The organism is Dongia sp. agr-C8 (genome assembly GCF_054658695.1).
Window position 1 is genome coordinate 403,876 of sequence record NZ_BAAGHZ010000004.1, and the last position, 26,391, is coordinate 430,266.

The following is a 26,391-nucleotide window of genomic DNA, read 5'->3' on the forward strand; positions in this document are numbered from 1 at the left end:
CCCAACTTTGGGGGAGGATTGGGTGGGGGTGCCACATACTGAATGCACGACGATCACTTCCCCAGCATCGGCAGGTTCAGGCCCTTCTCGCGGGCGAAGTCTTGGGCGATCTGGTAGCCGGCGTCGGCGTGGCGCATAACACCGGTGCCGGGGTCGTTGGTGAGGACGCGCTCCAGTCGTGCGGCCGCTTCCTTTGAGCCGTCGCAGACGATCACCATGCCGGCATGTTGCGAGAAGCCCATGCCGACGCCGCCGCCGTGATGGAGACTGACCCAGGTGGCGCCGGAGGCCGTGTTCAGCAGCGCGTTCAAGAGCGGCCAGTCGGAGACCGCGTCGGAGCCGTCCTGCATGCCTTCGGTTTCGCGGTTGGGCGAGGCGACCGAGCCACTGTCGAGGTGATCTCGGCCGATCACGATCGGCGCCTTCAGCTCGCCCTTGGCGACCATCTCGTTGAAGGCGAGTCCGAGGCGGGCGCGATCGCCGAGGCCGACCCAGCAGATGCGGGCGGGCAGGCCTTGGAACTTGATCCGCTGCTTCGCCATGTCGAGCCAGTTGTGCAGATGCTGGTCGTGCGGCATCAGCTCCTTGACCTTGGCATCGGTCTTCCAGATGTCGTCGGCCTCGCCCGAGAGCGCGGCCCAGCGGAACGGACCGACGCCCTTGCAGAACAGCGGGCGGATATAGGCGGGGACGAAGCCGGGGAAATCGAAGGCGTTCGCGACGCCGGCTTCCATTGCCATCTGGCGGATGTTGTTGCCGTAGTCGAAGGTGGGGATACCGAGCTTCTGGAAGCCGAGCATCGCCTTGACCTGGAGGGCCATCGACTCTTTCGCGGCCTTCACCGTGCCGGCGGGATCCTTCACCCGCATCTCCGCGGCCTTGGCGAGGCTCCAGCCGGCGGGGAGATAACCGTTCAGCGGATCATGGGCGCTGGTCTGGTCGGTCACCATGTCGGGGCGGATGCCGCGGTTCAGGATTTCCGGGAAGACTTCCGCGGCATTGCCAAGCAGCCCGACCGAGATCGCCTTGCCGTCTTTCTTCGCCTTGTCGAGGATCGCCATCGCCTCGTCGAGGCTCGCGGCCTTGGTGTCGAGATACTGGGTCTCGAGCCGCTTCTCGATCCGCGACGGCTCGCATTCGACCGCCAGCATCGAGGCGCCGGCGAAAACCGCGGCCAGCGGTTGCGCGCCACCCATGCCGCCCAGACCCCCGGTCAGGATCCAGCGGCCCTTCAAGTCGCCGCCGTAATGCTGCACGCCGGCTTCGACGAAAGTCTCGTAGGTGCCCTGCACGATGCCCTGGCTGCCGATGTAGATCCAGGAGCCGGCCGTCATCTGGCCGTACATCATGAGGCCCTTGGCATCCAACTCGCGGAAATGCTCCCAGGTCGCCCAATGGGGGACCAGGTTGGAGTTCGCCAGCAGCACCCGTGGGGCGTCCTTGTGGGTGCGGAAAACGCCGACCGGCTTGCCGGACTGGATAAGCAGGGTCTCGTCCTCGTTCAGCTCCTTCAGCGTGGACACGATCTTGTCGAAGCAGTCCCAGTTGCGGGCGGCCCGGCCGATGCCGCCATAGACCACCAGTTCTGCTGGATTTTCAGCGACTTCCGGGTCGAGGTTATTCATCAGCATGCGCAAGGGCGCCTCGGTCATCCAGGACTTGGCGCTGAGCTGGGTGCCGCGCGGGGCGCGGATCACCCGCTGGTTGGTGACGGGCGCATTCATAGGAGCATCGTCCCTCAACTTGTATATACAAGCTGCCTTGGTATCACTCCGGGAAATCCGTCGCAAGGGTGACACGCCAACGTCATGAATTGACCGCGAATCCATGCAACAACTTGGCCCGCTGCGCTGTTGAGTCGGGCACGGAGATCGGCCTGGGGCCGGTCCCATCGCCGACACCAGGGATGAAACCATGAGAGCCATCCAATCCAGACCCGGTCGCCTGCATGAGGCCTATGCCAAGGACACGACCTTCCTGAAGACGGTGCTGCTGACGCTGCTGCTTGCCTTGATCACCTGCATTCTGATGGCGCCGCCCTCAGGCGCCCAGGAGGCGACGGTCTCGCCGCAACCGGGCAACAACTGCGCGGCGGGCGACAAGATCGACAGCTCGACCGCGGCGCAGGCCAAGGCGAAGCTGGAAGCGGCCGGCTATACCGACATCACCGGCCTGAACAAGGGCTGTGACAATGTCTGGCACGCCCAGGCGCGCAGCGGCGGCAATGCGGTCAACGTGATGGTGGCGCCGGACGGATCCGTCAATCAGGAGACGAACTGAGCGGTCTCAGCCGGCGAGCGTGAGGGCAAGGCCGAGCGCGAAAGCACCGACCAGCCCGCTGATGAAGACGGCGCGCATCCACGGTTTTCTGAGGACAATTTCACCCTGCCCAGCCTTGTCGGCGGGGCTGCCATGCGGGTAGGTGAAATGGTCGGGGCGGGGCGTCTGCATGGGAAATCCGAATCTGGTCGTGGCCCGAATACGGTGTCTCAACGAAATGTGCGCCGGCCCCCGGCGTTCCAACTGAATCTCGTTCAGGCGCACTTTCGTTGATGAAGCGCATTGGATGCCGGGTGAATCTCCACAGTCGTCGTGGTGGTTTCGCTTCGATGACGCCCGCTTGCGACCAAAGAAGGAGCGGGAAAAAGCATGACGACCGTCACTCTTGTTGCAGCGCACTTTGCCAAGCGGTGCTGAGACCGTATGATGACGGGGTGCCGATTGGCGTCCCGGATCGACCGTGGCGCTCTCCCAGAATCGACATGAGGAGGATCGCCATGTTGAACGTCACGACCTGCAACGCGGCCCTGGCCGTCCTGATCGTGCTCGCCGCGCTCGGCCCGGCGATTGTCGACGTCGCGCGCCTTGCCAAATGCGCCATCGTGCCTTGCCGGGACAAAGGCGCGGCCTGAGGCCTCCTCGCGCTTTAGCGCTGGAACTATCGCGCGCGCTTGCTGCGACATCACGGCTGCATCAATCCCCTTCCTAGCCTTCCCCCATCTTGGGGGAAGGGATTCTATGCAGAGGCGGTTCTGCGTGAATGCGAGGATTGCAGCCGGTCGCGATGATTCTTGCCACCTTCCGCCCCCAAGATGGGGGCGGGTGAGGGAGGGGGTTGATGCAGCCTTAGCGATTCAGAAGGCGCGCCGGAAGAAGATCCAACGCTCGGCGTCTTACGACACCGCTTCGATCTCGCTCTTGCGGCCTTCGCGTTTCGCTTCGCGGTGGTCGGTGGCGAGCAGGGTGTAGAAGGTCGGCAGCACGAACAAGGTGAACAGCGTGCCGATGCCCATGCCGAGCACGATGGTGATGCCGATCGCGAAGCGGCTGGCGGCACCGGCGCCGGTCGCCATCAGCAGCGGGATAAGGCCGACCACCATGGCGGCGGTGGTCATCAGGATCGGCCGCAGGCGCACGACCGCGGCCTGCTGGATCGCCGAACGCCGGTCGAGGCCTTCCTTGCGCTGCAGCTGATTGGCGAACTCGGTCATCAGGATGCCGTGCTTGCTGATCAGGCCGATCAGCGTGACCAAACCGACCTGGGTGTAGATGTTCAGGCTTTGCATCCCCAGGAACATCGGCACCATCGCGCCGGTGATCGCCAGCGGCACGCTGACCAGGATCACGATCGGGTCGCGCAGGCTCTCGAATTGCGCCGCCAACACCAGATAGATGATGATCAAGGCGAAAACGAAGGTGATGGCGAGCTGGTTGCCTTCGCGGGTGAACTGCCGCGATTCCGAGAGGAAGTCGCGGTGATAGGAGGCCGGCAGCACCTCGTCGGCGGTCTGGTTCAGGAAATCGACCGCCTGGCCCATGGTAATGCCGATGTTCGGCACCGCCGAGAAGGTCGCCGAGTTGAGCTGGTTGTAGTGGGTGAGGGCGTTGGGGTCGATGCCGCTGCCCACCGACACCACGGTGGAGAGCGGCACCAGGTCGCCGCTGACGGTGCGCACGTAGTAGTCGGTCAGGCGTTCGGGCGTGAGCCGTTCCCCGCGCGGGACCTGGGGAATGACCTCGTAGGAGCGGCCGTTGAGGTTGAAGCGGTTGACGTAGTTGCCGCCGACCATCAGCGCCATGGTGTCGCCGATCGCCTGCATGGTGATGCCCATGTCGCTGGCCTTGGCGCGGTCGATGTTGACCCGGACCATCGGGCTGTTGAAGTTGAGGTCGCTGTCGGTGACCATGAAGAGGCCGCTCGCCTGCGCCTTCTGCTTCAGGACTTCCATGTTCTTGTAGATTTCGGTGAAGTCCTCCGGCGCGCTGATCACCATGGAAACCGGCAGGCCGCCGGTGCCGCCCGGCAGCGACGGCAGGTTGAAGGCGAAGACCTGCATGCCGGTGATCTGGTTGAGCTTGCCCTGGACCTCGGGGAGCATCTGCTGGATGCCGCGGCTGCGGTCCTCCCATTCCTTCACCACCATGCCCGAGATCGAGGAATTGAGGCCGCTGAAGCCGTTCACGATGAAGCGGCTGGTGGTCTCCGGGATGGATGAATAGACCTTGTCGACCTGGTCGCTGAACACCTTGGTGTAGTCGAGATTGGCGTATTGCGGCCCCTTGCCCATGGCGAAGATGACGCCCTGGTCCTCGTCCGGCGCCAGCTCGGCGCGGGCATGCAGGTAGAAGAAGGCGAGCAGCCCCATGATGACCGCGCCGAACAAGGTCACCGCGGCGCGGTGGTTGAGGCTGGCATTCAGTCGCCGCGCATAGAAGCGCTCGGTCGCGCCGAAGGTGCGGTCGACGAGGTGCGGGAACCAACCCTCGTTCATGCCGCGCTTCAGCAGCACCGAGCACATCATCGGCGAGAGTGTCAGCGCCACGATCCCCGAGATGACCACCGTGCCGGCGAGGGTGAAGGCGAACTCGCGGAACAGGGTGCCGGTCAGTCCCGAGAGGAAGCCGATCGGCGCATAGACCGCGGCCAAGGTGATGGTCATGGCGATGACCGGACCCGCGATCTCGCGGGCGCCGAGCAGCGCCGCCTGGACCGGCGTGAGCCCTTCCTCGATATGGCGGTGGATGTTCTCGACGACGACGATCGCGTCGTCGACGACCAAGCCGATCGCCAGCACCATGGCGAGCAGGGTCAGGAGGTTGATGCTGAAGCCGAAGGCCAGCATGATCACGAAGGCGCCGATCAGAGACAATGGAATGGTGACCACCGGGATCACCACCGAGCGGAAGGTGCCGAGGAACAGGAAGATCACCACGATGACGATGCCGACCGCGAGCGCCAGGGTGTGCTCGACCTCGGCGATCGACGACTTGATGAACTTGGTCGAGTCGTAGGCGATGCCCATCGTCACCGTCGGCGGCAGGCTGCGCTCGAGGTCGGGCGCCATGGCGCGGATGTCCTCGACGATGTTCAGCGGGTTGCCGGTGGGGGTCGACTGCACGCCGATGAAGACCGCGTGCTGGCCGTTCATCATCACGTTGGAATCGTAGGACTGCGCCGAAAGATCGACCGTGCCGACGTCCTGCAGGCGGATCAGGGTGCCGCCTGCGGCCCGCACCACCATCTTGCGGAACTCGTCCAGCGACTTCAAATCGGTGTTGGCAGTGATGCTGGAGACGGTGAAGTAGCCCTTGGTCTGGCCCGGCGCGGATTGAAAGTTGTTGGCGCGAATGGCATCGGCGACGTCGGAGGCGGTGACGCCGAGCGCCGTCATTCGCGAGGGATCCAGCCAGAGACGCATGGCGAAGGTCTGGCCGCCGAGGATCTCCGCATTGGCGACGCCGTCGATCGTGGCCAGCAGGGGCTGGACGACCCGGCTGAGATGGTCGGTGATCGCCGCCTCGTTCAATTCGCTGGAGGCAAAGCCGATATACATGATCGCGGTGGTGTCGCCGGTCTGCTTGATGATGACCGGGTCGTTCGATTCCTGAGGCAGCAGGTATTTCACCTGCTGCACCTTGGCCATGACGTCGGTCATCGCCTTGTTGGGATCGTAGTTCAGGCGGACATAGACGCTGACCGTGGAGAGGCCCTGGGTCGAGGAGGAGGTCATGTAGTCGATGCCCTCGGCGCTCGAGACCGCCTGCTCGATCGGCTGGGTGATGAAACCCTGCATCAGGTTGGGATCGGCGCCGGGGAAGCTGGTGGTGACCTGGATCACCGTGTTCTGCAGCTCGGGATACTGCCGCACCGTGAGATCGAAGAAGGCGCGGGCGCCGATCAAGAGGATCAGCAGGCTGACCACGGTCGCCAGCACCGGACGGCGGATGAAGATGTCGGTGAAGCGCATCTAGCGATCCTCGGTGAGAGCGGGGGTGCCACAGACTGGGTTCATGGCGGCGCGCACAATCATTCCTTCGGCATTTCGACAGGGTTCTGCAGGCTCTTCTGGTCGGACAGGATCACCTCGGCGCCGTTGTGCAGCTTCAACTGGCCGCCGACCACGACCATCTCGCCTTGGGCGACGCCCTTCAGCACCGCGACCTTGCCGTCGAAACGCGAGCCCAGGGTCACGAAGGTCTGCTCGGCCTTGTAGACCGGCTTGCCGTTCGGGTCTTTCTTGTCCGGCACCGGCGTGAGGCGAAACACGGATTCGCCGTAGACCGTGTAATCCACCGCCGGTTCCGGGATCGTCACCACACCGGGCTGCGGCGGCAGGATCGCGCGGATCCGGGCATACATGCCGGGCTGCAGCTTGTGGTCCGCGTTGCCGAGCGCCGCGCGCACCTTGACCGCGCGCATGTTGGGATCGACCTGCGGGTCGATCGCGGCGACCTCGCCGCGGAACACCTGGTCGGGGAAGGCGTCGAGCCGGAACTCCACCGCCTGGTCGATCGAGATTTCCGCGCGGTTCTGCTCCGGCAGGGAGAAATCCACGTAGAGGGTATCGAGATCGGTCAGGGTCACGATCTCGGTGCCCGGCGCCAGGTACTGCCCGAGATTGACCTGGCGGATGCCGAGCATGCCGCTGAACGGCGCCTTTACCACCATGTGCTCGATGATCGCCTGGGACTTGGCGATGCCGGCATGCGCCTGGTCGAGCTCGCTCTGCAGCTGATCGACCGATTGCTTGGAGCTGTACTGCTTGGCGGCAAGCTCCTTGGTGCGCTTCAAGTTGGCGGCCGCCAGCCGCGCCTGGGCCTGGTAGGTGGCGAGGTCGGCGCGCTGGGTGCTGTCGTCGAGCTGCACCAGCACCTCGCCGGCCTTCACCCATTGCCCGGATTCGAAGTTGATCTTCTCGACCCGGCCGTCGAGCTGCGGCGAGACCGTCACCTGCTGCGCGGCAGTGAGGGTGCCGATGCTCTCGAAGAAGCGCGGCATGTCCTCGGTCTGGGCGATCGCGGTCTCGACCGGCGCGGGCGGCGGCGGCTGGAAGAACTGCGCCATCATCGCCGGCTTGACCGTGTATTCGTAGTAATAGGCGCCGCCGATCAGCAAAGCGGCGATCACCAGCACGAACAGGAACCAGAAACTACGCCGGCCCCAGCCGGGCGGCGGCGGCATCCGGTTCACGCCCGAAGGGCTCGCATGAGGCTCGCCCGCCCGAAGTCCTTGGGGGTCGCCCGGATGAACGCTGTCCATAGATGGTCCTTGGGATGATCTTGGTCTAAATTCTTCAAGCGCCGGCTGATCGACCGGCTTCTCCAGCACGTCGTTTGATCCACTGCCGAATCGACAAAACCCGGCGCGTCCCGTGGTGCATTCGGTGGCGCCTTTCGCGCCCGCCGCGAAAGAACCCGGGACGGAGACATGGATATCCCGGGCGGCGGGTAAACTAATCAGTTCACTGGGCGTGTAAAGTAGATTGCCGGTGAGCGCGGCAGAACCCCTCGCTTCCCCTCAATCCCGCCCGTTCCGCACCCGCACCCGATTCCGCTGGTCCGGCCAGCCGCAGCGCTTGCAGAAGCTCTTCCGCGCCAGGGCGTCGATCGGCGTGTCCAGGCTGATGTTGCGGCGGATGAGTTGCAGCAACGTGACCAGTCCGGTCCGATGGCAGCGGCCGCATTCGAACTCCAGCACCTCGCCCTTTTTCAGGCTGGAGAGCGGCTTCCAGTTGCGGATCCTCGGGTTCGGCATGACAGGAACAATAAGAGAACATAGGCGCTCCGGTCCACCAGCCATTCCGAGAGGATTATAGTCGGAAATACAACCGAGTCGGGCTGGTTAGTGCCAGACCACGAGCAGGAGGCCGCCCGCCATCAGGACCACGCCGCCCAGGCCGAAAGTCTGTTCCGGCGTGAGGCCGGGAAACCGGGGCACCGGAGTCTTCGACTCTGCAGCGCCCTTGACGCCTTGCAGGGCAAACATGCCGAACAGGAAGCCGATTATTGCGACCGCAACAACCAACACGATCCAGGTCAGGGCTTCGTCCATGGTCACTCCGGACAGGTGAAGACGTAGACCTGCTTCTTCGGCGTCAAAGCGCAATTCCGGGCGAGCCGGGTGGCGCTCTGGATATCGGCCTGGGCCCGGCCGTCGTCGCGGCGGGCAAGATAGATGCTGGCCCTGAGGGCATAGGCCTGGGCGCTGTTGGGATTGTCGGCGATGATCCGGTCCAGCGTGGCGAGGGCGCCGGCGGTGTCGCCGCGATCCCACGAAGCCTGGGCAGCCTTCAGGGATTGTTGCAGCGCGCCTTTGGCCGTCGTGCGCTGCGTTTCCGCGGCCTGGAAGGCGGCGGCGCTGTTGGGGTCGAGTTGCTGCGCTTCCGCCGCGTCGGCGGCCGCGCGATCCGGGTCGCCGGTTTCCCGATACGCCTTGGCGCGGCCGAGCAGGATCCGGGCCTTGACGGCGGGTGCGGCATCGGCGGGCAGCATCTCCGGCGAGCAAAGATCGATCGCCAGCTCCCAGACGCCGCGCGCGACCGCGTCGTCGCAGCCGGCGCCCAGGGGTGGATCTTCCGCGGCTGCTCGATCGCCTGCCGCAAATGCCGCCAGAACCGCCAGTGCCGCAACGGACAACGCCCGCATGAATCCCCCCGAACCGCTCGCCGGGTGAGATTACCGGTGCTCAAAGGCGCCGAACAGCGGTCTTGTCGCGGGGCGCGCGGCGGGGTCGGTCAGAGCGCCTGCCAGGGGATCATCAACAGCACATTGCCGATGATGAAGGTTGCGGCCGCGAGCGGGATGACGACGACCGGCGTCAGATACCAGGCGGGCAGGGATGGCGTCTGGGGTTGCACTTCGGCAACAGGCCTTGGCGCGGCGGCAACAGGATCGGCGACCGAGGCGAGGCTCGGAGCTTCTTCGAAGACCGCCGGATCGATTTGGAGGACCTGCGCCATGCAGCAAGAAAGCAGCGAGTCGGGCGTTGGTTGCAGCGCGCCGACCGCCGCCGCGAAATTTCCTGGCGCGCCCGGGACCGATGCCCGCCGCGCCGCTTCACCGTCACAACCGCCGGTGTTAGCTTGGACCGATGCGGCGGGACGCGGCGGCGGGGAAATGATTGCAAAAGCGGTGATCGGGGTGCTGGCGGCGATCGTTCTGGTGCTGCTCTACCAGGGCATGCGCCACGAGCGCGCCCGGGTCGACCCGCTGGCGCCGATCGACAACAAGAAGATTTTCGCCACGCTCCGGGCGCAGGATTACCGGTGCGACGCCGTCGATTCATTCACGCCGCTCGGCGAGACCGAGAGCGGTCAATGGGACGCTTACCTCGTGCGCTGCCGCGAAGGCGGTCGCTACCTCTACTTCGAGAGCCGGCCGAAGGGCAGGGTGGACGCGATGAGCTGCCAGGAGCAGTCGTTCAAATACGCCTACCGCTGCCCGGAGTAATCGTCAGGGTCTCGGCGGGATCGCGAGATCGACCCAGGGATGCCGATGTGCCGCGTTCACGCTCTGGGTCGGCGCTGGAAACGTGGGATCGGCAAAGGCGCCGCTCGCCACCGCGACGAGCTCCGGCTTGCGCCGGGGCTCCCACCAGACGGTGCTGCCGCAACCCGGGCAGAAATGATGGGTGACGTCGAAACCGCTGTCGGACGGGCGGGTGAAATCACGCATCTCTCCGGCGACCGTCACGGCCGCGCGGGGAAAGAAGGCGGCGATGCCGTAGCTGCTGCCGGTCCGCCGCTGGCAGGCCAGGCAATGGCAAAGCGAAACCGCGACCGGCTCGCCCCGGCAGGTCACGGTGAGCTGGCCGCAGGCGCAGGCGGCGGTTCGGCTGGTCATGGGCATCGCGGGCAGAATAGCGGCCCGAGACAAACTCCCGATACATTTGTTGACACCACCCCCGGGGACGGGTACATCGGCGCCGCTGCCGGATCGACCCGCTCTGCCGGATCACCGATCTTCTCTTCAAGGCACGAAATGCGCGGGCGTAGCTCAGTTGGTTAGAGCGCCGGCCTGTCACGCCGGAGGCCGCGGGTTCAAGTCCCGTCGCTCGCGCCATTCTTGATTCCGTAACCGGGAATCATCTTTGATAAACAGAGTCTTGGAAGACATTCTTCACGGCCGAGTCGGGCCGAATTTGGCGTTTTTGCGCTTTCGCGGTGTAAAGCCGGGCTCTATAGTACGGCGGCTTTTGAGTCGGGGCCGCCAGCGGCGATTTTGCTGGAGTTTCAATCGGCGCGATGCCACAGAGTGCGGCGCACAAAAGCCTCTCGCGAGCGGATCCAGGGGGTGGATCACGGCGGGAGAGGGAGTTGAGTATGGACGGACTGCTTCGGGAATACCTGCCTATCCTGATCTTTCTGGTGATCGCCGTCGGCCTGACGGTGGTCATGCTCTCGGCCTCTCTGCTTCTGGCCAAGCAGAAGCCGGATTCCGAGAAGCTTTCCCCGTATGAATGCGGTTTTGAAGCCTTCGACGACGCGCGGCGCCAGTTCGACGTGCGCTTCTACTTGGTCTCGATCCTGTTCATCATCTTCGACCTCGAAGTGGCCTTTCTCTTTCCCTGGGCGGTGACCTTGGGCGAGATCGGCGTGTTCGGTTTCTGGTCGATGATGATCTTCCTCGGCGTCCTGACCGTCGGCTTCATCTACGAATGGAAGAAGGGAGCGCTGGAATGGGAGTGAGCACCAACCTTCAGCCGCTGCCCCCGGGTGCCGCACAGGACCAGGCGATTCGCCAGGTGACCGACGAGCTCCAGGACAAGGGCTTCGTCGTCGCGCAGATGGACAAGTTGGTCAATTGGGCGCGCACCGGCTCGCTCTGGCCGATGACCTTCGGTCTCGCCTGCTGCGCGGTCGAGATGATGCACGCCTACATGGCGCGCTATGACCTCGACCGATTCGGCGTGGTACCGCGCGGCAGCCCGCGCCAGTCCGACGTGATGATCGTGGCCGGCACGCTCACCAACAAGATGGCCCCGGCCTTGCGCAAGGTCTACGACCAGATGGCCGAGCCGCGCTGGGTGATCTCGATGGGCTCCTGCGCCAACGGCGGCGGCTACTATCACTATTCCTATTCCGTGGTGCGTGGCTGCGACCGCATCGTGCCGGTCGATATCTACGTGCCGGGCTGCCCGCCGACCGCCGAGGCGCTGGTCTACGGCATCCTGCAGCTTCAGAAGAAGATCAAGCGCACCTCCACCATCGCGCGCTAGACGAGGATCTCCACGCACATGAGCGACAGCCTGCGCGAACTGGGCGATTACATCGCGGGCGCATTGGGCCAGGCGGTGATCGGCACGAGCGTGACGCTCGGCGAGCTGACCGTCGAAGTCCGCCCTTCGGACATCGTGAAGGCGTCGAAGTTCCTGCGCGACGATCCGAACTGCCTGTTCAAGATGCTGATCGACGTCGCCGGTGTCGATTACCCGGAGCGCGAGAAGCGCTTCGACGTCGTCTATCACCTCTTGAGCCTGAAGAAGAACATCCGCGTCCGGGTCCGCGCCAAGCTGGGCGAGGAGGAGGCGATCGCTTCCGTCAACGACATCTGGCCGAGCGCCCAGTGGTTCGAGCGCGAAGCCTACGACATGTACGGCATCTTCTTCAGCGACAACCCGGACCTCCGCCGGATCCTGACCGATTACGGCTTCGAGGGGCATCCCTTCCGCAAGGACTTCCCGCTCACCGGCTATATCGAAGTCCGCTACGACGAGTCGCAGAAGCGCGTGATCTACGAGCCGGTCGAGCTCCGCCAGGAATTCCGCTCCTTCGATTTCCTCTCGCCCTGGGAAGGCATGCTGCAGCCGCGCGTGCTCCCCGGCGACGAGAAGGCGACTCCGGGTCCGAAGGACCCGACTCCGGCCAACCCGCAGCCGGGTGCTTCTTCGCCAAGCCCGACCGCCAATCCCACCAACAATCCCGGCGCCTCCGGTGCGCCGAAGGCGCCGTAATCATGGCCGAGACCCAGATCAAGCCGATGACCATGAACTTCGGGCCGCAGCATCCTGCGGCCCACGGGGTTCTGCGCATGGTCATGGAGATGGACGGCGAGGTGGTGCGCCGCGTGGATCCCCACATTGGGCTCCTGCACCGCGGCACCGAGAAGCTGATCGAGTACAAGACCTATCTGCAGGCGATCCCGTATTTCGACCGTCTCGATTACGTCAGCCCGATGTGCCAGGAGCACGCCTTCGTGCTCGCGGTCGAGAAGCTGATGGGCATCGAGGTGCCGGAGCGTGGCCTCTATATCCGCACCTTGTTCGACGAGATCACGCGCATCCTCAACCACCTGCTGAACGTCCCGGCCTATGCCATGGACGTCGGCGCGGTGACGCCCTTCCTCTGGTCCTTCGAGGAGCGCGAGCTGCTGATGGAGTTCTACGAGCGCGTCTCCGGCGCGCGTCTCCATGCGGCTTACTATCGTCCGGGCGGCGTCCACCAGGATCTGCCGGCGGGCATTCTCGACGACATCTGGGCCTGGAGTGAGAAATTCCCCAAGGTGCTGCAGGATGTTGAAGGCCTGCTGACCGAGAACCGCATCTTCAAGCAGCGCCTGGTCGATATCGCGCCGGTCTCGGCCGAGGACGCGATCGCCTGGGGCTTTACCGGCCCGGTGATCCGCGCCTCCGGCGTTCCCTGGGATCTCCGCAAGTCGCAGCCTTACGCGGCCTATGACAAGGTGCAGTTCGGCATCCCGGTCGGCAAGAACGGCGACTGCTACGACCGCTATCTCATCCGCGTCGAGGAGATGAAGCAGTCGAACGAGATCATCCGCCAGTGCATCAAGGCGATGCCGGGCGGCCCGGCCAGCTCGATCGACCGCAAGGTCGCCCCGCCGAAGCGCGGCGAGATGAAGCATTCGATGGAAGCCCTGATCCATCACTTCAAGCTCTACACCGAAGGCTTCCATGTCCCCGAAGGCGAGGCTTACGCCGCCGTCGAAGCGCCCAAGGGCGAGTTCGGCGTCTATCTCGTCTCCGACGGCACCAATCGCCCGTATCGTTGCAAGATCCGCGCGCCGGGCTTCCCGCATCTCGCGGCCATGGATTTCCTCTGCAAGGGCTACATGCTCGCGGATTCAGTGGCGATCCTCGGCTCCCTCGACATCGTTTTCGGTGAGATCGACCGATGAGCGCTGCTGCCAGCAACTCCGACTTCGTGCAACCGACGAGCTTTGCTTTCAGCGAAGCCAATCTCGCCGAAGCCAAGAAGCATATCGCGAAATACCCGAAGGGCCGCCAGGCCTCGGCCGTCATGCCGCTGCTCTGGCTGGCGCAGTACCAGGAGGGCTGGGTCTCCCGCGTCGCCATGGACGTGATCGCGGAGATGCTGGAGATGGCGCCGATCCGCGTCTACGAGGTCGCGACCTTCTATACGATGTACAACCTCAAGCCCGTCGGGAAGCACCTGGTGCAGATCTGCCGCACCACGCCCTGCTGGTTGCGCGGCTCGGATGGCTTGACCGAGATGTGCAAGAAGAAGCTCGGCGTCGACCTTCACGGCACCAGCGCCGACGGCAAGTTCACCATCATGGAAGTCGAATGCCTCGGCGCCTGCGTGAACGCACCGATGGTCCAGATCAACGACGACTTCTACGAGGACCTGACTCCGGCGAGCCTGGAGAAGATCCTCGACGAGCTCGCCGCCGGGAAGCAGCCGAAGATCGGCCCGCAGGTCGATCGCCTGAACTCTGCGCCGGAAGGCGGCATGACGACGCTCAAAGATTTGCCGAAGGGGGCGGGGCAGTAATCATGGCGCTCCAGGACAAAGACCGCATCTTCACCAACCTCTACGGCCAGGACGACTGGAAGCTCGCCGGCGCCAGGCGCCGCGGCATCTGGGACAACACCAAGGACATCCTGGCCAAGGGCCGCGACGCCATCGTCAACGAGATCAAGGCTTCGGACCTGCGCGGCCGCGGCGGCGCCGGATTCCCGACCGGGTTGAAGTGGTCCTTCATGCCGAAGGCCTCCGACGGCCGCCCCGCTTATCTCGTCGTCAATGCCGACGAGTCCGAGCCCGGCACCTGCAAGGACCGCGAGATCATGCGCTTCGACCCGCATACGCTGGTCGAGGGTTGCCTGGTCGCCGGCTTCGCCATGGGCTGCACCGCGGCCTATATCTACATCCGCGGCGAGTTCCCGCTGGAATGCAAGCATCTCCAGACCGCGATCGACGAGGCCTATGCGGCGGGCCTGATCGGCAAGAATGCCTGCGGCTCCGGCTATGATTACGACGTCTTCCTGCATCGCGGCGCCGGCGCCTATATCTGCGGCGAAGAGACCGCGCTGATCGAGAGTCTTGAGGGCAAAAAGGGCCAGCCGCGCCTGAAGCCGCCATTCCCGGCGGCCTGCGGCCTCTATGGCTGCCCCTCGACCGTGAACAATGTCGAGACCATCGCCGTCACGCCGACCATCATGCGCCGCGGCGCCGCCTGGTTCGGCGCGCTCGGCCGGCCGAAGAACACCGGCACCAAGCTCTTCTGCATCTCGGGCCATGTGAACAAGCCCTGCAATGTCGAAGAGGAAATGGGCATTCCGCTCAAAGAGCTGATCGAGCGTCATTGCGGCGGCGTGCGCGGCGGCTGGGACAACCTGCTGGCAGTCATCCCGGGCGGCGCCTCGGTGCCGCTGCTGCCGAAATCGATCTGCGACGAAGTCCTGATGGACTTCGACAGCCTGCGCGCCGTGCAGTCCGGCCTCGGCACCGCGGCGGTCATCGTCATGGACAAGAGCACCGATCTCATCGAGGCGATCGCTCGGCTCTCGCATTTCTACCAGCATGAGAGCTGCGGCCAGTGCACGCCCTGCCGCGAAGGCACCGGCTGGATGTACCGCATCATGCAGCGTTTCGTGCGCGGCGAGGGCAAGCCCGCCGAGATCGACATGCTGCAGGACATCACCAAGCAGGTCGAAGGCCACACCATCTGCGCGCTCGGCGACGCGGCGGCCTGGCCGATCCAGGGTCTGATCCGGCATTTCCGTCCGGTGATCGAGGAACGCATGTCGCAGTACGCAACGCGCCGGGCGGCGGAGTAAGCCCATGCCGAAGATGACGATTGACGGCATCGAGATCGAGGTCCCGGCGGGCATCACCGTGCTGCAGGCCTGCGAACTGGCCGGCAAGGAAATCCCGCGCTTCTGCTACCACGAGCGCTTGTCCGTGGCGGGCAATTGCCGCATGTGCCTGGTCGAGCAGGAGAAGGCGCCGAAGCCGATCGCCAGCTGCGCCATGCCGGTCGCCGAAGGCATGGTGATCAAGACCGACACGCCCGCCGTCAAGAAGGCGCGCAACGGCGTCATGGAATTCCTGCTGATCAACCATCCGCTCGACTGCCCGATCTGCGACCAGGGCGGCGAATGCGACCTGCAGGACCAGGCCATGGCCTATGGCCGCGGCTTCTCGCGCTATTCGGAAGAGAAGCGCGCCGTCACCGACAAGGATTTCGGGCCCCTGGTGAAGACCGTGATGACGCGCTGCATCCAGTGCACGCGCTGCATCCGCTTCTCGACCGAGATCGCCGGCGTCGAGGTGCTGGGCGGCACCAGCCGCGGCGAGCATCTCGAGATCACCACGTATGTCGAGAAGACCATCGACAGCGAGCTCTCCGGCAACCTGATCGACGTCTGTCCGGTCGGTGCGCTCACGTCGAAGCCCTACGCCTTCACCGCGCGGCCTTGGGAGCTCACCAAGACCGACAGCATCGACGTCGCCGATGCCTGCGGAACCAACATCCGCCTCGACACCCGCGGCCGCGAAGTCTTGCGCGTGCTGCCGCGCCTCAACGAGGACGTGAACGAGGAATGGATGGCCGACAAGGGCCGCTTCAATGTCGACGGGCTGATGCGCCAGCGCCTCGACCGCCCGTATATCCGGGTCGACGGCAAGCTGAAGCCCGCCAGCTGGGCCGAGGCGCTCGACGCCGTCGCCGCCAAGCTCAAGGGGCTCGACGGCAAGAAGATCGCGGCCCTGGCCGGCGACCTCTGCGACGCGGAATCCATGTTCGCGTTGAAAGAGGTCATGACCTCTTTGGGCTCCGGCAATCTCGACTGCCGCCAGGACGGCGCCGCGGTCGATCCGAAGGTGCGTGCCTCCTATCTCTTCAACACCACGATCGCCGGCATCGAGAAGGCCGACGCGATCCTGCTGATCGGCACCAACCCGCGCTGGGAAGCGCCGATGGTCAATGCCCGGATCCGCAAGCGTTATCTGAAGGGCGGCCTCAAGGTCGCCGCGATCGGTGCGAAATATGATCTCACCTATCCGGTGGAGATGCTCGGCGCCGGCGCCGATACGCTCGGCCAGATCGCCAACGGCAGCCATGCCTTCGCCGAAGTGCTGAAGAATGCCAAGGCGCCGATGCTGATCGTTGGCATGGGCGCGCTGGCCCGGCCCGACGGTGCCGCGATCCTGGCGCAGGCCAAAGCGGTCGCGGATTCCTGCGGCCTGATCAAGGACGGCTGGAACGGCTTCAACGTGCTGCAGACCGCCGCGGGCCGCGTTGCCGGTCTCGAGCTCGGCTTCGTCCCGCAGTCCGGTGGCCGCGACATTACCGGCATCCTCGACGGCGCATCCAAGGGCGAGATCGACTTCGTCTATTTGCTGGGCGCCGACGAGATCGACCCCAGCCATCTCGGCAAGGCCTTCGTGGTCTACCAGGGCCATCACGGCGACCGCGGCGCGCACCGTGCCGACGTCGTGCTGCCGGGTGCCGCCTATACCGAGAAGGACGGCACCTACATGAACCTGGAGGGCAGGGCGCAGCTCGCCATGCTCGCGATCTTCCCGCCGGGAGAAGCCAAGGAAGACTGGGCGATCCTGCGCGCGCTGTCCGAGAAGCTCGGCAAGCCGCTCCCCTATGACAATCTCGACCAGCTCCGGGCGAAGCTCTATCAGGCGAACAAGCGCTTCCAGCGCCTGAACACAGTCGAGGCGGCCGCCTGGGAGTCGTTTGGCAAGGCTGGCGCGACGGATGCGAAGCCCTTCGCTTCGCCGATCGCCAACTACTACATGACCGACCCGATCAGCCGCGCCTCTGCGACCATGGCGGAATGCACCGAGGCCTTCGTCAGCCCCAAGAAGAAGCCATCCACTGATTTGAAGAGTGGCACCCATGGCTAGCAACTGGTTCATCGAGCAGATGGGGCCGTATCTCGGCACGGCGGTGTTCACGATCATCATGATCGTCTGCATCATCCTGCCGCTGCTTTTGGCCGTGGCCTATCTCACCTACGCCGAGCGCAAGGTGATGGCGGCGATGCAGATCCGCCGCGGCCCCAACGTGGTCGGCCCGTTCGGCCTGCTGCAGCCGATCGCCGACGGCGTGAAGCTGCTGTTCAAGGAAACCATCATCCCCAGCGGCGCCAGCCGCGTGACCTTCATCGTGGCGCCGATGATCACCTTCGTGCTCAGCCTGGTGGCCTGGGCGGTGATTCCCTTTGCCGACGGGGTGGTGCTCGCCAACATCAATGTCGGCGTGCTCTATCTCTTCGCGATCTCCTCGCTCGGCGTCTACGGCATCATCCTGGCCGGCTGGGCCTCGAACTCGAAATACCCGTTCCTCGGCGCGCTCCGCTCGGCGGCGCAGATGGTGTCCTACGAAGTCTCGATCGGCTTCGTCATGGTGACCGTGCTGATGTGCGTGGGTTCCCTGAACATCAACGATATCGTCAAGGCGCAGGCCTCGATCTGGTTCTGCATCCCGCTGCTGCCGATGTTCGTCGTGTTCTTCATCTCGGCTCTGGCGGAAACCAACCGGCCGCCCTTCGACCTGCCGGAAGCGGAATCCGAGCTGGTCGCCGGCTATTTCTCGGAATATTCGGCCTTCACCTTCGCGCTCTTCTTCCTCGGCGAATACGCCAACATCTGGCTGATGAGCTCGATGACCGCGATCCTGTTCCTCGGCGGCTGGCAGCCGATCCTGGGCTGGGAGCCGTTCGACTCCGCGATCCTGACCGGCATCTGGCAAGCGCTCTGGTTCGCCGCCAAGGTCGCCTTCGTCGCCTTCTGCTTCCTCTGGGTGCGCGCTACCTTCCCGCGCTACCGCTATGACCAGCTGATGCGTCTCGGCTGGAAGGTCTTCCTGCCGCTCAGCCTCGCCATGGTCGTGTTCTATTCCGCGGTCCTGGTCTACGGACCCTTCGACTGGCTGCCGAACGCCACCGCCGGCAACGCGGCCCCTGCTGTTACCACGGGAGCATCCCAATGAGCGCGATCGACCGCACGATCCGCAGCTTCTTCCTCAAGGAACTGGTCAAGGGCATGGCCCTGACCTTTTCCTATGTCTTCAAGGAAAAAGTGACCATCAACTACCCGTATCAAAAGGGCCCGCTCTCGCCCCGCTTCCGCGGCGAGCATGCGCTGCGCCGCTATCCGAACGGCGAAGAGCGCTGCATCGCCTGCAAGCTCTGCGAGGCGATCTGCCCGGCCCAGGCGATCACCATCGAGGCGGAGCCGCGCGCCGACGGCAGCCGTCGCACCACGCGCTACGACATCGACATGACCAAGTGCATCTATTGCGGCTTCTGCCAGGAAGCCTGCCCGGTCGATGCGATCGTCGAGGGGCCGAATTTCGAGTTCGCGACCGAGACCCGCGAGGAGCTGTTCTACAACAAGGACAAGCTGCTGGCGAACGGCGAGCGCTGGGAAGCCGAGCTCGCCGGCAACATCAACGCCGACGCGCCGTACCGGTGAGGCCCAGGGGACATCTGAGATGATCATCCAAGCCATCGCCTTCTGGATCTTCGCCGTGGTCGCCGTGATTTCCGGCGTGCTGGTCGTGGCGAACCGCAACCCGGTCTATTCGGTGCTGTTCCTGATCCTGACCTTCTTCAACGCCGCGGGCCTCTTCGTGCTGATGGGCGCCGAGTTCCTGGCGATGATGCTGGTCGTCGTCTATGTCGGCGCCGTCGCCGTGCTGTTCCTGTTCGTCGTCATGATGCTGGACATCAACTTCGTGGCGCTCCGGCAGGGCTTCGTGCGCTACCTGCCGATCGGCGCGATCATCGGCGTGATTCTGGTGGCCGAGCTCATCTTCATCTTCGGCGGCTGGGTGGCCCCCACCGCCAGCAGCGGCGTCCTTGGGGCGCCCACGCCGGCCTTGGAGCAGGCCAGCAACACCAAGGCGCTCGGGCAGCTGCTCTACACCCAGTATTTCTACCTGTTCCAGGCGGCCGGCATGGTGCTGCTGGTGGCGATGATCGGCGCCATCGTGCTGACCCATCGCGAGCGCGCCGGCGTCAAGCGCCAGCGGATCGCGACCCAGCTCGAGCGCAACGCGAGCTCGGTGGAAATCAAGAACGTGCCGACCGGGAGCGGGGTGTAACGCCATGGAAATCGGCCTGACGCATTACCTGACCGTCGCGGCGATCCTGTTCACCATCGGGATCTTCGGCATCTTCCTCAATCGGAAGAACGTCATCATCATCCTGATGTCGGTCGAATTGATGCTGCTCGCGGTCAACATCAACCTGGTCGCCTTCTCGCATTTCCTGGGCGACATGGTGGGGCAGGTTTTCGCCATGTTCGTGCTGACGGTTGCTGCTGCTGAAGCGGCGATCGGGCTGGCGATCCTGGTGGTCTATTTCCGCAACCGCGGCTCGATCGCGGTCGAAGACATCAACATGATGAACGGCTGAGGCAGAGATGGACGCCTGGATCGTATTGCTGCCTCTGATCGGCGCGCTCATCGCGGGCCTCGGCAACCGCATGATCGGCGACAAGCCGGCGATGTACATCACCTCCGGCCTGCTGCTGCTCTGCGCCGTCATGTCCTGGATCGTGTTCTTCGACGTCAATTTCGGCGGCACCCCGCGCACCACGACCCTGCTCACTTGGTTCAACACCGGTGGGTTCAAGGCCGACTGGGCGGTGCGGGTGGACCAGCTCTCCGCCGTCATGCTGGTGGTGGTGACCACGGTCTCAGCCATGGTCCATGTCTATTCGATCGGCTACATGGGCCACGACCATTCGAAGCCGCGATTCTTCGCTTATCTGTCGCTGTTCACCTTCTGCATGCTCATGCTGGTGACCGCCGACAACTTCATCCAGATGTTCTTCGGCTGGGAAGGCGTGGGCTTGTGCTCATACCTGCTGATCGGCTTCTGGTTCCACCGCCCAAGCGCCAATGCCGCGGCGATCAAGGCCTTCGTGGTCAACCGGGTCGGCGACTTCGGCTTCGCGCTCGGCATCATGGGCGTGTTCCTGATCTTCGGCTCGGTGCATTTCGAGACGGTGTTCCAGCTGGTGCCGGACCAGGTCGGCAAGACCTTCCATTTCCTCTCCTGGAACCCGGATGTCCTGACCACGCTCTGCATCCTTCTCTTCATCGGTGCCATGGGCAAGTCGGCCCAGGTGCCGCTGCACACCTGGCTGCCGGACGCGATGGAAGGCCCGACCCCGGTCTCGGCGCTGATCCATGCCGCGACCATGGTGACCGCCGGCGTGTTCATGGTTTGCCGGCTCTCGCCGATGTTCGAGTTCGCGCCCGACGCCAAGATGGTGGTGACCGTGATCGGCGCCTCGACCGCCTTCTTCGCGGCGACGATCGGCCTCACCCAGTACGACATCAAGCGGGTGATCGCCTATTCGACCTGCTCGCAGCTCGGCTACATGTTCTTCGCGGCCGGCGTTGGGGCTTACGGCGCCGCCATGTTCCACCTCCTCACCCATGCCTTCTTCAAGGCGCTGCTGTTCCTCTGCTCGGGCTCGGTGATCCACGCCATGTCCGACGAGCAGGACATGCGCAAGATGGGCGGCATCTACAAGCTCATACCGATCACCTACGCGCTGATGTGGATCGGGAGCCTGGCCTTGGCCGGCATCCCGATCTTCGCCGGCTACTATTCCAAGGACGCGATCCTGGAATCCGCCTTCGCCGCGCATAGCGGGGTGGGGCAGTACGCCTTCTGGCTCGGCATCGCTGCCGCGGTGATGACCGCCTTCTATTCCTGGCGCCTGTTGTTCATGACCTTCCATGGCAAACCGCGCGCCGACCATCACACCATGGAACACGTGCACGAGAGTCCCTGGGTCATGCTGGCGCCGCTGGTCGTGCTGGCGGTGGGCGCCGTGGTCGCCGGTATTGCCTTCGCTCCTTACTTCGTCGGCGAGCATATGGAAGAGTTCTGGGGCTCGGCGATCTTCTTTGCGCCGGATAACCACGTGCCGCACGAGGCGCATGAAGTGCCGACCTGGGTCAAGCTGCTGCCGCTCGCCATGGGCATCATCGGCATCGGCTTCGCCTTCATCGCCTATATGAAGCGCACCGACCTGCCGGCGAAGATCGCCAAGGGCTTCGGCCCGATCTACACTTTCGTCTATCGCAAGTGGATGTTCGACGAGCTGTTCGACGCCACCCTGGTGCGTCCCGCGATCAAGCTCGGCCGGATCTTCTGGAAGGGCGGGGACGGGGCGATCATCGACGGGCTCGGGCCCGACGGCATCTCCAAGCTCACTGTCAAGCTCGCCGGCCGCGCCAGCAAGCTGCAGACCGGCTACCTCTATCACTATGCCTTTGTCATGATGATCGGCGTGGTCGCGCTGGTCACCTGGTACTGGTACCAGTTCGTGTTCCGAGGCTGAGGCTGCAATGACCGCTTTCCCGATCCTCTCCCTCACGACCTTCCTGCCGCTGGTCGGCGCGCTGCTGATCTTCATCACCCGCGGCGATGAGGCTTTCGTCGCCAAGAGCGCGCGCTGGCTGGCACTGATCACCTCCAGCGTGGTCTTCCTGCTGTCGCTTGCCATCTGGTTCGACTTCGACCGCAGCAACCCGGGCTTCCAGTTCGAGGAAAACGCGGCGTGGATGCCGAGCCTGAAGATCGGCTACCGGATGGGCGTCGACGGCATCTCGATGACCTTCGTGCTGCTCTCGACCCTGCTGACGCCGATCTGCATCCTGGCGAGCTGGGAAGCGATCACCACCCGGGTCAAGGAGTACATGATCGCCTTCCTGGTGCTCGAGACCCTGATGGTCGGCACCTTCTGCGCGCTCGACTTCCTGGCCTTCTACGTCTTCTTCGAGGGCGTGCTGATCCCGATGTACCTGATCATCGGCGTCTGGGGCGGGGCGCGGCGGGTCTACTCGGCCTTCAAGTTCTTCCTCTACACCTTGCTCGGCTCGGTGCTGATGCTGCTGGCGATCCTCTACATGTATGGCGAAGCCGGCACCACCGACATCCCGACCCTGATGCAGACCGCCTTCGATCCCGGCGCGCAGAAGTGGCTCTGGCTCGCCTTCCTGGCGTCCTTCGCGGTCAAGGTGCCGATGTGGCCGGTCCACACCTGGCTGCCCGACGCGCATGTGGAAGCGCCGACCGCGGGTTCGGTGATCCTGGCCGGCGTGCTGCTGAAGATCGGCGGCTACGGCTTCCTGCGCTTCTCGCTGCCGATGCTGCCCGATGCCTCGGTCTATTTCACGCCGCTGATCTACACGCTCAGCATCGTCGCGGTGATCTACACCTCGCTGGTGGCGCTCGCGCAAGAAGACATGAAGAAGCTGATCGCGTACTCGTCGGTTGCCCATATGGGCTTCGTGACCGCCGGCATCTTCAGCCTGAACCAGCAGGGCATCGAGGGCGCGCTGTTCCAGATGCTCAGCCACGGCATCGTCTCCGGCGCGCTCTTCCTTTGCGTCGGCGTGGTCTATGACCGGCTGCACACCCGCGAGATCGGCCGCTACGGCGGACTGGTCAACAACATGCCGCGCTATGCCTTCGCCTTCATGATCTTCACCATGGCCTCGGTCGGCCTGCCGGGCACCAGCGGCTTCATCGGCGAGTTCCTGGTCATGGTCGGCGTCTTCAAGGACAACACCTGGGCGGCCTTCTTCATTGCCTTCGGCGTGATCCTGGGTGCGGCCTACATGCTCTGGCTCTATCGCCGGGTGATCTTCGGCAAGCTGGAGAAGCCGGACCTCAAGGGTCTGCTGGATCTCTCGCCCCGCGAGATCGCGCTCTTCGTGCCGCTGATCGCGATCGTGATGTGGATGGGGATCTATCCCAGCTCCTTCACCGCAATCTTCGGCCCCTCGGTCGATAACCTGATCAAGACGCACCAGACCGCTTTGCTGCACAGCCATCAGCAGAGCGTGGCCCAATCGGATATTTCTGGCGCGGGAGAGTAAGATGAGCTTCGCCGAACTCAACCTCGCCGCCGCGACGCCGGAAATCTTCCTGGCAATCGCCGCCATGGTGCTGCTGATCCTGGGCGTGTTCCAGGGCGACAAGGCGACGCGCCTCGTCTCATGGCTGGCGGCAGCAGCACTCTGCGTCGCGGCCTATCTGGCCGTGCATGTGGCGCCGGCGTCCGGCGCCGAGCCCGCCTTCGGCGGCCAGTTCATCGTCGATGGCTTCGCCGGCTTCATGAAGGTGCTGAGCCTGGTGGCGACCGCCGCGGCGATCCTGATTTCCTTGGGCTATGCGGCGCGCAACGACATGATGCGCTTCGAATTCCCGATCCTCATGACCATCGCCGCTTTGGGCATGAGCATGATGATCTCGGCCAACAATCTCATTTCGCTCTATGTCGGCCTGGAGCTGCAGTCCCTCGCGCTCTACGTCACCGCCGCCTTCCGCCGCGACACCATCAAGTCCACCGAGGCGGGACTGAAGTACTTTGTCCTCGGCGCGCTCAGCTCGGGCATGCTGCTCTACGGCGCTTCGATGATCTACGGCTTCACCGGCTCGACCGATTTCACCGTGCTGGCGAAGTCGCTGGGCTCCGACGGCCAGCCCAGCGTCGGCCTGATCGTCGGCCTGGTGTTCCTGAGCGCTGGCCTCGCCTTCAAGATCTCGGCCGTGCCGTTCCATATGTGGACGCCGGACGTGTATGAGGGCGCGCCGACGCCGGTCACCGCCTTCTTCGCGGCGGCCCCGAAGGTGGCGGCGATCGCGCTGTTCACCCGGGTGCTGATCGGCCCGTTCGGCCCGCTGCTCGGCCAGTGGCAGCAGATCATCGTGGTGATCTCGGTGCTCTCGATGGTGCTGGGCGCAGTCGCGGCGATCAACCAGCACAACATCAAGCGCCTGATGGCCTACAGCTCGATCGGCAACATCGGCTACGCCCTGGTCGGCCTCGCCTCGGGCACCGAGCTCGGCGTGCAGAGCGTGCTGGTCTTCATGGCGATCTACATCGTCACCACGATCGGCGCCTTCGGCGTCATCCTCGCCATGCGCCGCAAGGGCGAGATGGTGGAGGAGATCGCCGATCTCACCGGTCTAGCCAAGAGCCAGCCGCTGCTCGCTTATTCCTTCATCGTCTTCCTGTTCTCGATGGCGGGCATCCCGCCCTTCGCCGGATTCTTCGGCAAGCTCTTCGTCTTCAACGCCGCGATCGACGCGCATCTCTACGTGCTGGCGGTGATCGGCGTGGTCGCCTCGGTGGTGAGCTGCTTCTATTACATCCGGGTCATCAAGGTGATGTGCTTCGACAAGGGCGAGGGCGTGTTCGACCGGCCCGACCCGACCTTGCGCGTCGTGCTGCTGGTCTGCGCGGTCTTCGTCCTGCTCGGTGTCTTCGTGCCCGGCCCGGTGGCCGAGGCCGCAACCAGCGCCGCGGCGAGCCTGTTCCCTGGATGACGATCGCCTTCCGGATCACGGAAGTCCCGTCCATCGACAGCACCAACGCGGCCCTGCGTGCGGACGCCGGCGCGGGCGCCTTGGAAGGTCTCGTGCTCCGTGCCGACGAGCAGACCTCGGGGCGCGGAAGGCGGGGCCGGGGCTGGGATTCGCCGGTGGGCAATCTCTATGTCTCCCTGCTGCTCCGCCCGGACTGCAAGCCGGCAGAAGGCGCCACGGTCGGCTTCGTCGCCGCAGTGGCGCTCGGCCGGGTGTTGCGCGACCTGACGCCCGCCGAGGTGCTGCACAAATGGCCGAACGATCTGCTGATCGACGGCAAGAAGATGACCGGGGTGCTGCTGGAAGCCGGCACCAAGCCGGACGGCCGGCTCGACTGGCTGGTGCTGGGCATGGGTGTCAACATCCGTTCCCATCCGGAGACCGGTCTCTATCCGACCACCGATCTGGTCGCCTCCGGCGGCCCCTCGATTGCGCCCCAAGATTTGCTGACGCGCTTCCTCGCCGTCTTCGGCCCGTATTACGACGCCTGGGTGGCGGGCGGCTTCCAGGCGATCCGCGCCGACTGGCTGGCCTTCGCCGCCGGAATCGGCGAGCGTGTCGTGGCGCGCCTGGAGCGCGAGGAAGTGGCCGGCAGCTTCGCCGACCTCGACCCGGACGGCGCGCTGGTCATGCAGCTGGATTCCGGCCAGCAGCGCCGCATCGCCGCCGGCGACATCTTCTTTCCGAACCTGGTGCGCTGACATGCTCCTCTGCATCAACGCCAACAACACCAATGTGAAATTCGCGGTCTATGACGGCGAGAAGCCGGTCGGCGACTGGCGGCTGAAGACCGAGGCCGCGCGCACCGCCGACCAGTATATCGTCTGGCTCGACCAGCTGATGCGCATGGCGGGTCTGGAGCTCAAGGCCATCACCGGCGCCATCATCGCCAGCGTGGTGCCGACCTCGGTGTTCCACCTGACCATGCTCTGCGAGCAGCACCTGAAGACCAAGCCCCTCATCGTCGGCGATCCGGCGGTGAAGCTCGGCATCCAGGTGAAGATGGATATCCCCGTGAGCACCGTCGGCGCCGACCGCCTCGCCAATGCCGTCGGCGGCCATATCACCTATCGGAAGCCGCTGATCATCGTCGATTTCGGCACCGCCACCACCTTCGACGTGGCGGACGGGGAGGGCAACTATCTGGGCGGCGCGATCTCGCCCGGCATCAACCTCTCGGTCGAGATCCTGCACAGCGCCACCGCCATGCTGCCCCGCATCGCCGTCGAGCGCCCGGCGCGGGTGATCGGCAAGAGCACCACCGAGGCCATGCAATCCGGCATCTTTTGGGGCTATGTCGGGTTGGTGGAGGGCATGGTCCAGCGCATCACCACCGAGTTCGGCTCCGACCTCGCCGTGGTCGCCACCGGCGGCCTGGCGCCGCTCTTCGTCGGCGTCACCCCTGTCATCCACCACCTCGACCCCGACATCACCATGCGCGGCCTGGTCGAGATCTATCGACGGAACAAGAATTGAACGACGCCACCCCCACC

The 26,391-nt window shown here is 64.7% G+C and carries 28 protein-coding genes and 1 tRNA gene; 20 read left to right on the plus strand and 9 right to left on the minus strand.

Annotated elements, in window-relative coordinates; translation table 11 throughout:
* Positions 1-53 precede the first annotated feature (53 nt).
* Positions 54-1,724 (minus strand): urocanate hydratase, encoded by a 1,671-nt coding sequence (gene hutU / locus ACYQ4T_RS22180; RefSeq protein WP_459858782.1) that lies wholly within the window; start codon positions 1,722-1,724, stop codon positions 54-56.
* Positions 1,725-1,914: 190 nt separating this feature from the next.
* Here hutU and ACYQ4T_RS22185 point away from each other — a divergent pair, with 190 nt between their 5' ends.
* Positions 1,915-2,280 (plus strand): hypothetical protein, encoded by a 366-nt coding sequence (locus ACYQ4T_RS22185; RefSeq protein WP_459858783.1) that lies wholly within the window; start codon positions 1,915-1,917, stop codon positions 2,278-2,280.
* A gap of 6 nt (positions 2,281-2,286) precedes the next feature.
* On the opposite strand, the gene ACYQ4T_RS22190 is transcribed toward ACYQ4T_RS22185, so the two are convergent.
* The gene (locus tag ACYQ4T_RS22190) at positions 2,287-2,451 is read right to left on the minus strand and encodes a hypothetical protein (protein WP_459858784.1); all 165 of its coding nucleotides are present in this window, start codon (positions 2,449-2,451) and stop codon (positions 2,287-2,289) included.
* Between the two features lie 326 nt (positions 2,452-2,777).
* On the opposite strand from ACYQ4T_RS22190, the gene ACYQ4T_RS22195 reads away from it, so the two are divergent.
* On the plus strand, positions 2,778-2,912 hold the full coding sequence (locus ACYQ4T_RS22195) for a hypothetical protein (RefSeq protein WP_459858785.1): 135 nt from the start codon (positions 2,778-2,780) through the stop codon (positions 2,910-2,912).
* A 261-nt stretch (positions 2,913-3,173) separates the two neighbouring features.
* Here the strand turns inward: ACYQ4T_RS22195 and ACYQ4T_RS22200 are convergent, their stop codons facing one another.
* From ACYQ4T_RS22200 to ACYQ4T_RS22225, 6 genes are all read right to left on the minus strand, one after another.
* On the minus strand, positions 3,174-6,248 hold the full coding sequence (locus tag ACYQ4T_RS22200; protein ID WP_459858786.1) for a MexW/MexI family multidrug efflux RND transporter permease subunit: 3,075 nt from the start codon (positions 6,246-6,248) through the stop codon (positions 3,174-3,176).
* 59 nt (positions 6,249-6,307) lie between these two features.
* Positions 6,308-7,462, minus strand: a complete 1,155-nt coding sequence (locus ACYQ4T_RS22205; protein ID WP_459859200.1) for an efflux RND transporter periplasmic adaptor subunit — start codon at positions 7,460-7,462, stop codon at positions 6,308-6,310.
* 336 nt (positions 7,463-7,798) lie between these two features.
* Positions 7,799-8,035: a hypothetical protein gene (locus ACYQ4T_RS22210; protein WP_395022529.1), complete on the minus strand. Its 237-nt coding sequence runs from the start codon at positions 8,033-8,035 to the stop codon at positions 7,799-7,801.
* Positions 8,036-8,122: 87 nt separating this feature from the next.
* Positions 8,123-8,332, minus strand: a complete 210-nt coding sequence (locus ACYQ4T_RS22215) for a hypothetical protein (RefSeq protein WP_459858787.1) — start codon at positions 8,330-8,332, stop codon at positions 8,123-8,125.
* A 2-nt stretch (positions 8,333-8,334) separates the two neighbouring features.
* Positions 8,335-8,925, minus strand: coding sequence for a hypothetical protein (locus ACYQ4T_RS22220; protein ID WP_459858788.1), 591 nt, complete (start codon positions 8,923-8,925; stop codon positions 8,335-8,337).
* Between the two features lie 89 nt (positions 8,926-9,014).
* Positions 9,015-9,239, minus strand: a complete 225-nt coding sequence (locus ACYQ4T_RS22225) for a hypothetical protein (protein ID WP_459858789.1) — start codon at positions 9,237-9,239, stop codon at positions 9,015-9,017.
* A gap of 157 nt (positions 9,240-9,396) precedes the next feature.
* On the opposite strand from ACYQ4T_RS22225, the gene ACYQ4T_RS22230 reads away from it, so the two are divergent.
* On the plus strand, positions 9,397-9,729 hold the full coding sequence (locus tag ACYQ4T_RS22230; RefSeq protein ID WP_459858790.1) for a hypothetical protein: 333 nt from the start codon (positions 9,397-9,399) through the stop codon (positions 9,727-9,729).
* 3 nt (positions 9,730-9,732) lie between these two features.
* Here the strand turns inward: ACYQ4T_RS22230 and ACYQ4T_RS22235 are convergent, their stop codons facing one another.
* A complete protein-coding gene (locus ACYQ4T_RS22235) occupies positions 9,733-10,122 on the minus strand; it encodes a GFA family protein (RefSeq protein WP_459858791.1) in 390 nt (129 codons plus the stop codon).
* Positions 10,123-10,264: 142 nt separating this feature from the next.
* On the opposite strand from ACYQ4T_RS22235, the gene ACYQ4T_RS22240 reads away from it, so the two are divergent.
* From ACYQ4T_RS22240 to ACYQ4T_RS22320, 17 genes are all read left to right on the plus strand, one after another.
* Positions 10,265-10,341 (plus strand) — tRNA-Asp (locus ACYQ4T_RS22240).
* Positions 10,342-10,601: 260 nt separating this feature from the next.
* The gene (locus ACYQ4T_RS22245; protein WP_459858792.1) at positions 10,602-10,967 is read left to right on the plus strand and encodes an NADH-quinone oxidoreductase subunit A; all 366 of its coding nucleotides are present in this window, start codon (positions 10,602-10,604) and stop codon (positions 10,965-10,967) included.
* Positions 10,937-11,497 carry a NuoB/complex I 20 kDa subunit family protein gene (locus tag ACYQ4T_RS22250; protein ID WP_459858793.1) on the plus strand — a complete coding sequence of 187 codons (561 nt, stop codon included), beginning with the start codon at positions 10,937-10,939 and terminating at the stop codon, positions 11,495-11,497. The genes ACYQ4T_RS22245 and ACYQ4T_RS22250 overlap by 31 nt, the downstream gene beginning before the upstream one ends.
* A gap of 18 nt (positions 11,498-11,515) precedes the next feature.
* Positions 11,516-12,232 carry an NADH-quinone oxidoreductase subunit C gene (locus ACYQ4T_RS22255; RefSeq protein ID WP_459858794.1) on the plus strand — a complete coding sequence of 239 codons (717 nt, stop codon included), beginning with the start codon at positions 11,516-11,518 and terminating at the stop codon, positions 12,230-12,232.
* 2 nt (positions 12,233-12,234) lie between these two features.
* Positions 12,235-13,413 carry an NADH-quinone oxidoreductase subunit D gene (locus ACYQ4T_RS22260; RefSeq protein WP_459858795.1) on the plus strand — a complete coding sequence of 393 codons (1,179 nt, stop codon included), beginning with the start codon at positions 12,235-12,237 and terminating at the stop codon, positions 13,411-13,413.
* Positions 13,410-14,030, plus strand: coding sequence for an NADH-quinone oxidoreductase subunit NuoE (nuoE, locus tag ACYQ4T_RS22265; RefSeq protein WP_459858796.1), 621 nt, complete (start codon positions 13,410-13,412; stop codon positions 14,028-14,030). The genes ACYQ4T_RS22260 and nuoE overlap by 4 nt, the downstream gene beginning before the upstream one ends.
* 2 nt (positions 14,031-14,032) lie before the next feature.
* The gene (gene nuoF / locus ACYQ4T_RS22270; protein ID WP_459858797.1) at positions 14,033-15,319 is read left to right on the plus strand and encodes an NADH-quinone oxidoreductase subunit NuoF; all 1,287 of its coding nucleotides are present in this window, start codon (positions 14,033-14,035) and stop codon (positions 15,317-15,319) included.
* A 4-nt stretch (positions 15,320-15,323) separates the two neighbouring features.
* Positions 15,324-17,402 carry an NADH-quinone oxidoreductase subunit NuoG gene (nuoG, locus tag ACYQ4T_RS22275; RefSeq protein WP_459858798.1) on the plus strand — a complete coding sequence of 693 codons (2,079 nt, stop codon included), beginning with the start codon at positions 15,324-15,326 and terminating at the stop codon, positions 17,400-17,402.
* Positions 17,395-18,489 carry an NADH-quinone oxidoreductase subunit NuoH gene (nuoH, locus tag ACYQ4T_RS22280; protein WP_459858799.1) on the plus strand — a complete coding sequence of 365 codons (1,095 nt, stop codon included), beginning with the start codon at positions 17,395-17,397 and terminating at the stop codon, positions 18,487-18,489. Before nuoG ends, nuoH begins: the two co-directional genes overlap by 8 nt.
* On the plus strand, positions 18,486-18,974 hold the full coding sequence (gene nuoI, locus ACYQ4T_RS22285; protein ID WP_459858800.1) for an NADH-quinone oxidoreductase subunit NuoI: 489 nt from the start codon (positions 18,486-18,488) through the stop codon (positions 18,972-18,974). Before nuoH ends, nuoI begins: the two co-directional genes overlap by 4 nt.
* Before the next feature lie 19 nt (positions 18,975-18,993).
* The gene (locus ACYQ4T_RS22290; protein ID WP_459858801.1) at positions 18,994-19,605 is read left to right on the plus strand and encodes an NADH-quinone oxidoreductase subunit J; all 612 of its coding nucleotides are present in this window, start codon (positions 18,994-18,996) and stop codon (positions 19,603-19,605) included.
* Positions 19,606-19,609: 4 nt separating this feature from the next.
* Positions 19,610-19,918, plus strand: coding sequence for an NADH-quinone oxidoreductase subunit NuoK (nuoK, locus tag ACYQ4T_RS22295; RefSeq protein ID WP_459858802.1), 309 nt, complete (start codon positions 19,610-19,612; stop codon positions 19,916-19,918).
* Positions 19,919-19,925: 7 nt separating this feature from the next.
* The gene (nuoL, locus tag ACYQ4T_RS22300; RefSeq protein ID WP_459858803.1) at positions 19,926-21,863 is read left to right on the plus strand and encodes an NADH-quinone oxidoreductase subunit L; all 1,938 of its coding nucleotides are present in this window, start codon (positions 19,926-19,928) and stop codon (positions 21,861-21,863) included.
* A 7-nt stretch (positions 21,864-21,870) separates the two neighbouring features.
* Positions 21,871-23,406, plus strand: coding sequence for an NADH-quinone oxidoreductase subunit M (locus ACYQ4T_RS22305; RefSeq protein ID WP_459858804.1), 1,536 nt, complete (start codon positions 21,871-21,873; stop codon positions 23,404-23,406).
* 1 nt (position 23,407) lies between these two features.
* Positions 23,408-24,859 (plus strand): NADH-quinone oxidoreductase subunit NuoN, encoded by a 1,452-nt coding sequence (nuoN, locus tag ACYQ4T_RS22310; RefSeq protein WP_459858805.1) that lies wholly within the window; start codon positions 23,408-23,410, stop codon positions 24,857-24,859.
* A complete protein-coding gene (locus tag ACYQ4T_RS22315; protein WP_459858806.1) occupies positions 24,856-25,599 on the plus strand; it encodes a biotin--[acetyl-CoA-carboxylase] ligase in 744 nt (247 codons plus the stop codon). The genes nuoN and ACYQ4T_RS22315 overlap by 4 nt, the downstream gene beginning before the upstream one ends.
* Position 25,600: 1 nt before the next feature.
* Positions 25,601-26,374 (plus strand): type III pantothenate kinase, encoded by a 774-nt coding sequence (locus ACYQ4T_RS22320; protein WP_459858807.1) that lies wholly within the window; start codon positions 25,601-25,603, stop codon positions 26,372-26,374.
* The last annotated feature ends 17 nt before the right edge of the window (positions 26,375-26,391 follow it).

What these genes read in the sequence shown, in the direction of transcription:
- hutU (WP_459858782.1), bottom strand. Translation starts at nt 1,724, where the DNA reads ATGAATGCGCCCGTCACCAACCAGCGGGTGATCCGCGCCCCGCGCGGC.
- ACYQ4T_RS22185 (WP_459858783.1), top strand. Translation starts at nt 1,915, where the DNA reads ATGAGAGCCATCCAATCCAGACCCGGTCGCCTGCATGAGGCCTATGCC.
- ACYQ4T_RS22190 (WP_459858784.1), bottom strand. Translation starts at nt 2,451, where the DNA reads ATGCAGACGCCCCGCCCCGACCATTTCACCTACCCGCATGGCAGCCCC.
- ACYQ4T_RS22195 (WP_459858785.1), top strand. Translation starts at nt 2,778, where the DNA reads ATGTTGAACGTCACGACCTGCAACGCGGCCCTGGCCGTCCTGATCGTG.
- ACYQ4T_RS22200 (WP_459858786.1), bottom strand. Translation starts at nt 6,248, where the DNA reads ATGCGCTTCACCGACATCTTCATCCGCCGTCCGGTGCTGGCGACCGTG.
- ACYQ4T_RS22205 (WP_459859200.1), bottom strand. Translation starts at nt 7,462, where the DNA reads ATGCCGCCGCCGCCCGGCTGGGGCCGGCGTAGTTTCTGGTTCCTGTTC.
- ACYQ4T_RS22210 (WP_395022529.1), bottom strand. Translation starts at nt 8,035, where the DNA reads ATGCCGAACCCGAGGATCCGCAACTGGAAGCCGCTCTCCAGCCTGAAA.
- ACYQ4T_RS22215 (WP_459858787.1), bottom strand. Translation starts at nt 8,332, where the DNA reads ATGGACGAAGCCCTGACCTGGATCGTGTTGGTTGTTGCGGTCGCAATA.
- ACYQ4T_RS22220 (WP_459858788.1), bottom strand. Translation starts at nt 8,925, where the DNA reads ATGCGGGCGTTGTCCGTTGCGGCACTGGCGGTTCTGGCGGCATTTGCG.
- ACYQ4T_RS22225 (WP_459858789.1), bottom strand. Translation starts at nt 9,239, where the DNA reads ATGGCGCAGGTCCTCCAAATCGATCCGGCGGTCTTCGAAGAAGCTCCG.
- ACYQ4T_RS22230 (WP_459858790.1), top strand. Translation starts at nt 9,397, where the DNA reads ATGATTGCAAAAGCGGTGATCGGGGTGCTGGCGGCGATCGTTCTGGTG.
- ACYQ4T_RS22235 (WP_459858791.1), bottom strand. Translation starts at nt 10,122, where the DNA reads ATGACCAGCCGAACCGCCGCCTGCGCCTGCGGCCAGCTCACCGTGACC.
- ACYQ4T_RS22245 (WP_459858792.1), top strand. Translation starts at nt 10,602, where the DNA reads ATGGACGGACTGCTTCGGGAATACCTGCCTATCCTGATCTTTCTGGTG.
- ACYQ4T_RS22250 (WP_459858793.1), top strand. Translation starts at nt 10,937, where the DNA reads ATGGAAGAAGGGAGCGCTGGAATGGGAGTGAGCACCAACCTTCAGCCG.
- ACYQ4T_RS22255 (WP_459858794.1), top strand. Translation starts at nt 11,516, where the DNA reads ATGAGCGACAGCCTGCGCGAACTGGGCGATTACATCGCGGGCGCATTG.
- ACYQ4T_RS22260 (WP_459858795.1), top strand. Translation starts at nt 12,235, where the DNA reads ATGGCCGAGACCCAGATCAAGCCGATGACCATGAACTTCGGGCCGCAG.
- nuoE (WP_459858796.1), top strand. Translation starts at nt 13,410, where the DNA reads ATGAGCGCTGCTGCCAGCAACTCCGACTTCGTGCAACCGACGAGCTTT.
- nuoF (WP_459858797.1), top strand. Translation starts at nt 14,033, where the DNA reads ATGGCGCTCCAGGACAAAGACCGCATCTTCACCAACCTCTACGGCCAG.
- nuoG (WP_459858798.1), top strand. Translation starts at nt 15,324, where the DNA reads ATGCCGAAGATGACGATTGACGGCATCGAGATCGAGGTCCCGGCGGGC.
- nuoH (WP_459858799.1), top strand. Translation starts at nt 17,395, where the DNA reads ATGGCTAGCAACTGGTTCATCGAGCAGATGGGGCCGTATCTCGGCACG.
- nuoI (WP_459858800.1), top strand. Translation starts at nt 18,486, where the DNA reads ATGAGCGCGATCGACCGCACGATCCGCAGCTTCTTCCTCAAGGAACTG.
- ACYQ4T_RS22290 (WP_459858801.1), top strand. Translation starts at nt 18,994, where the DNA reads ATGATCATCCAAGCCATCGCCTTCTGGATCTTCGCCGTGGTCGCCGTG.
- nuoK (WP_459858802.1), top strand. Translation starts at nt 19,610, where the DNA reads ATGGAAATCGGCCTGACGCATTACCTGACCGTCGCGGCGATCCTGTTC.
- nuoL (WP_459858803.1), top strand. Translation starts at nt 19,926, where the DNA reads ATGGACGCCTGGATCGTATTGCTGCCTCTGATCGGCGCGCTCATCGCG.
- ACYQ4T_RS22305 (WP_459858804.1), top strand. Translation starts at nt 21,871, where the DNA reads ATGACCGCTTTCCCGATCCTCTCCCTCACGACCTTCCTGCCGCTGGTC.
- nuoN (WP_459858805.1), top strand. Translation starts at nt 23,408, where the DNA reads ATGAGCTTCGCCGAACTCAACCTCGCCGCCGCGACGCCGGAAATCTTC.
- ACYQ4T_RS22315 (WP_459858806.1), top strand. Translation starts at nt 24,856, where the DNA reads ATGACGATCGCCTTCCGGATCACGGAAGTCCCGTCCATCGACAGCACC.
- ACYQ4T_RS22320 (WP_459858807.1), top strand. Translation starts at nt 25,601, where the DNA reads ATGCTCCTCTGCATCAACGCCAACAACACCAATGTGAAATTCGCGGTC.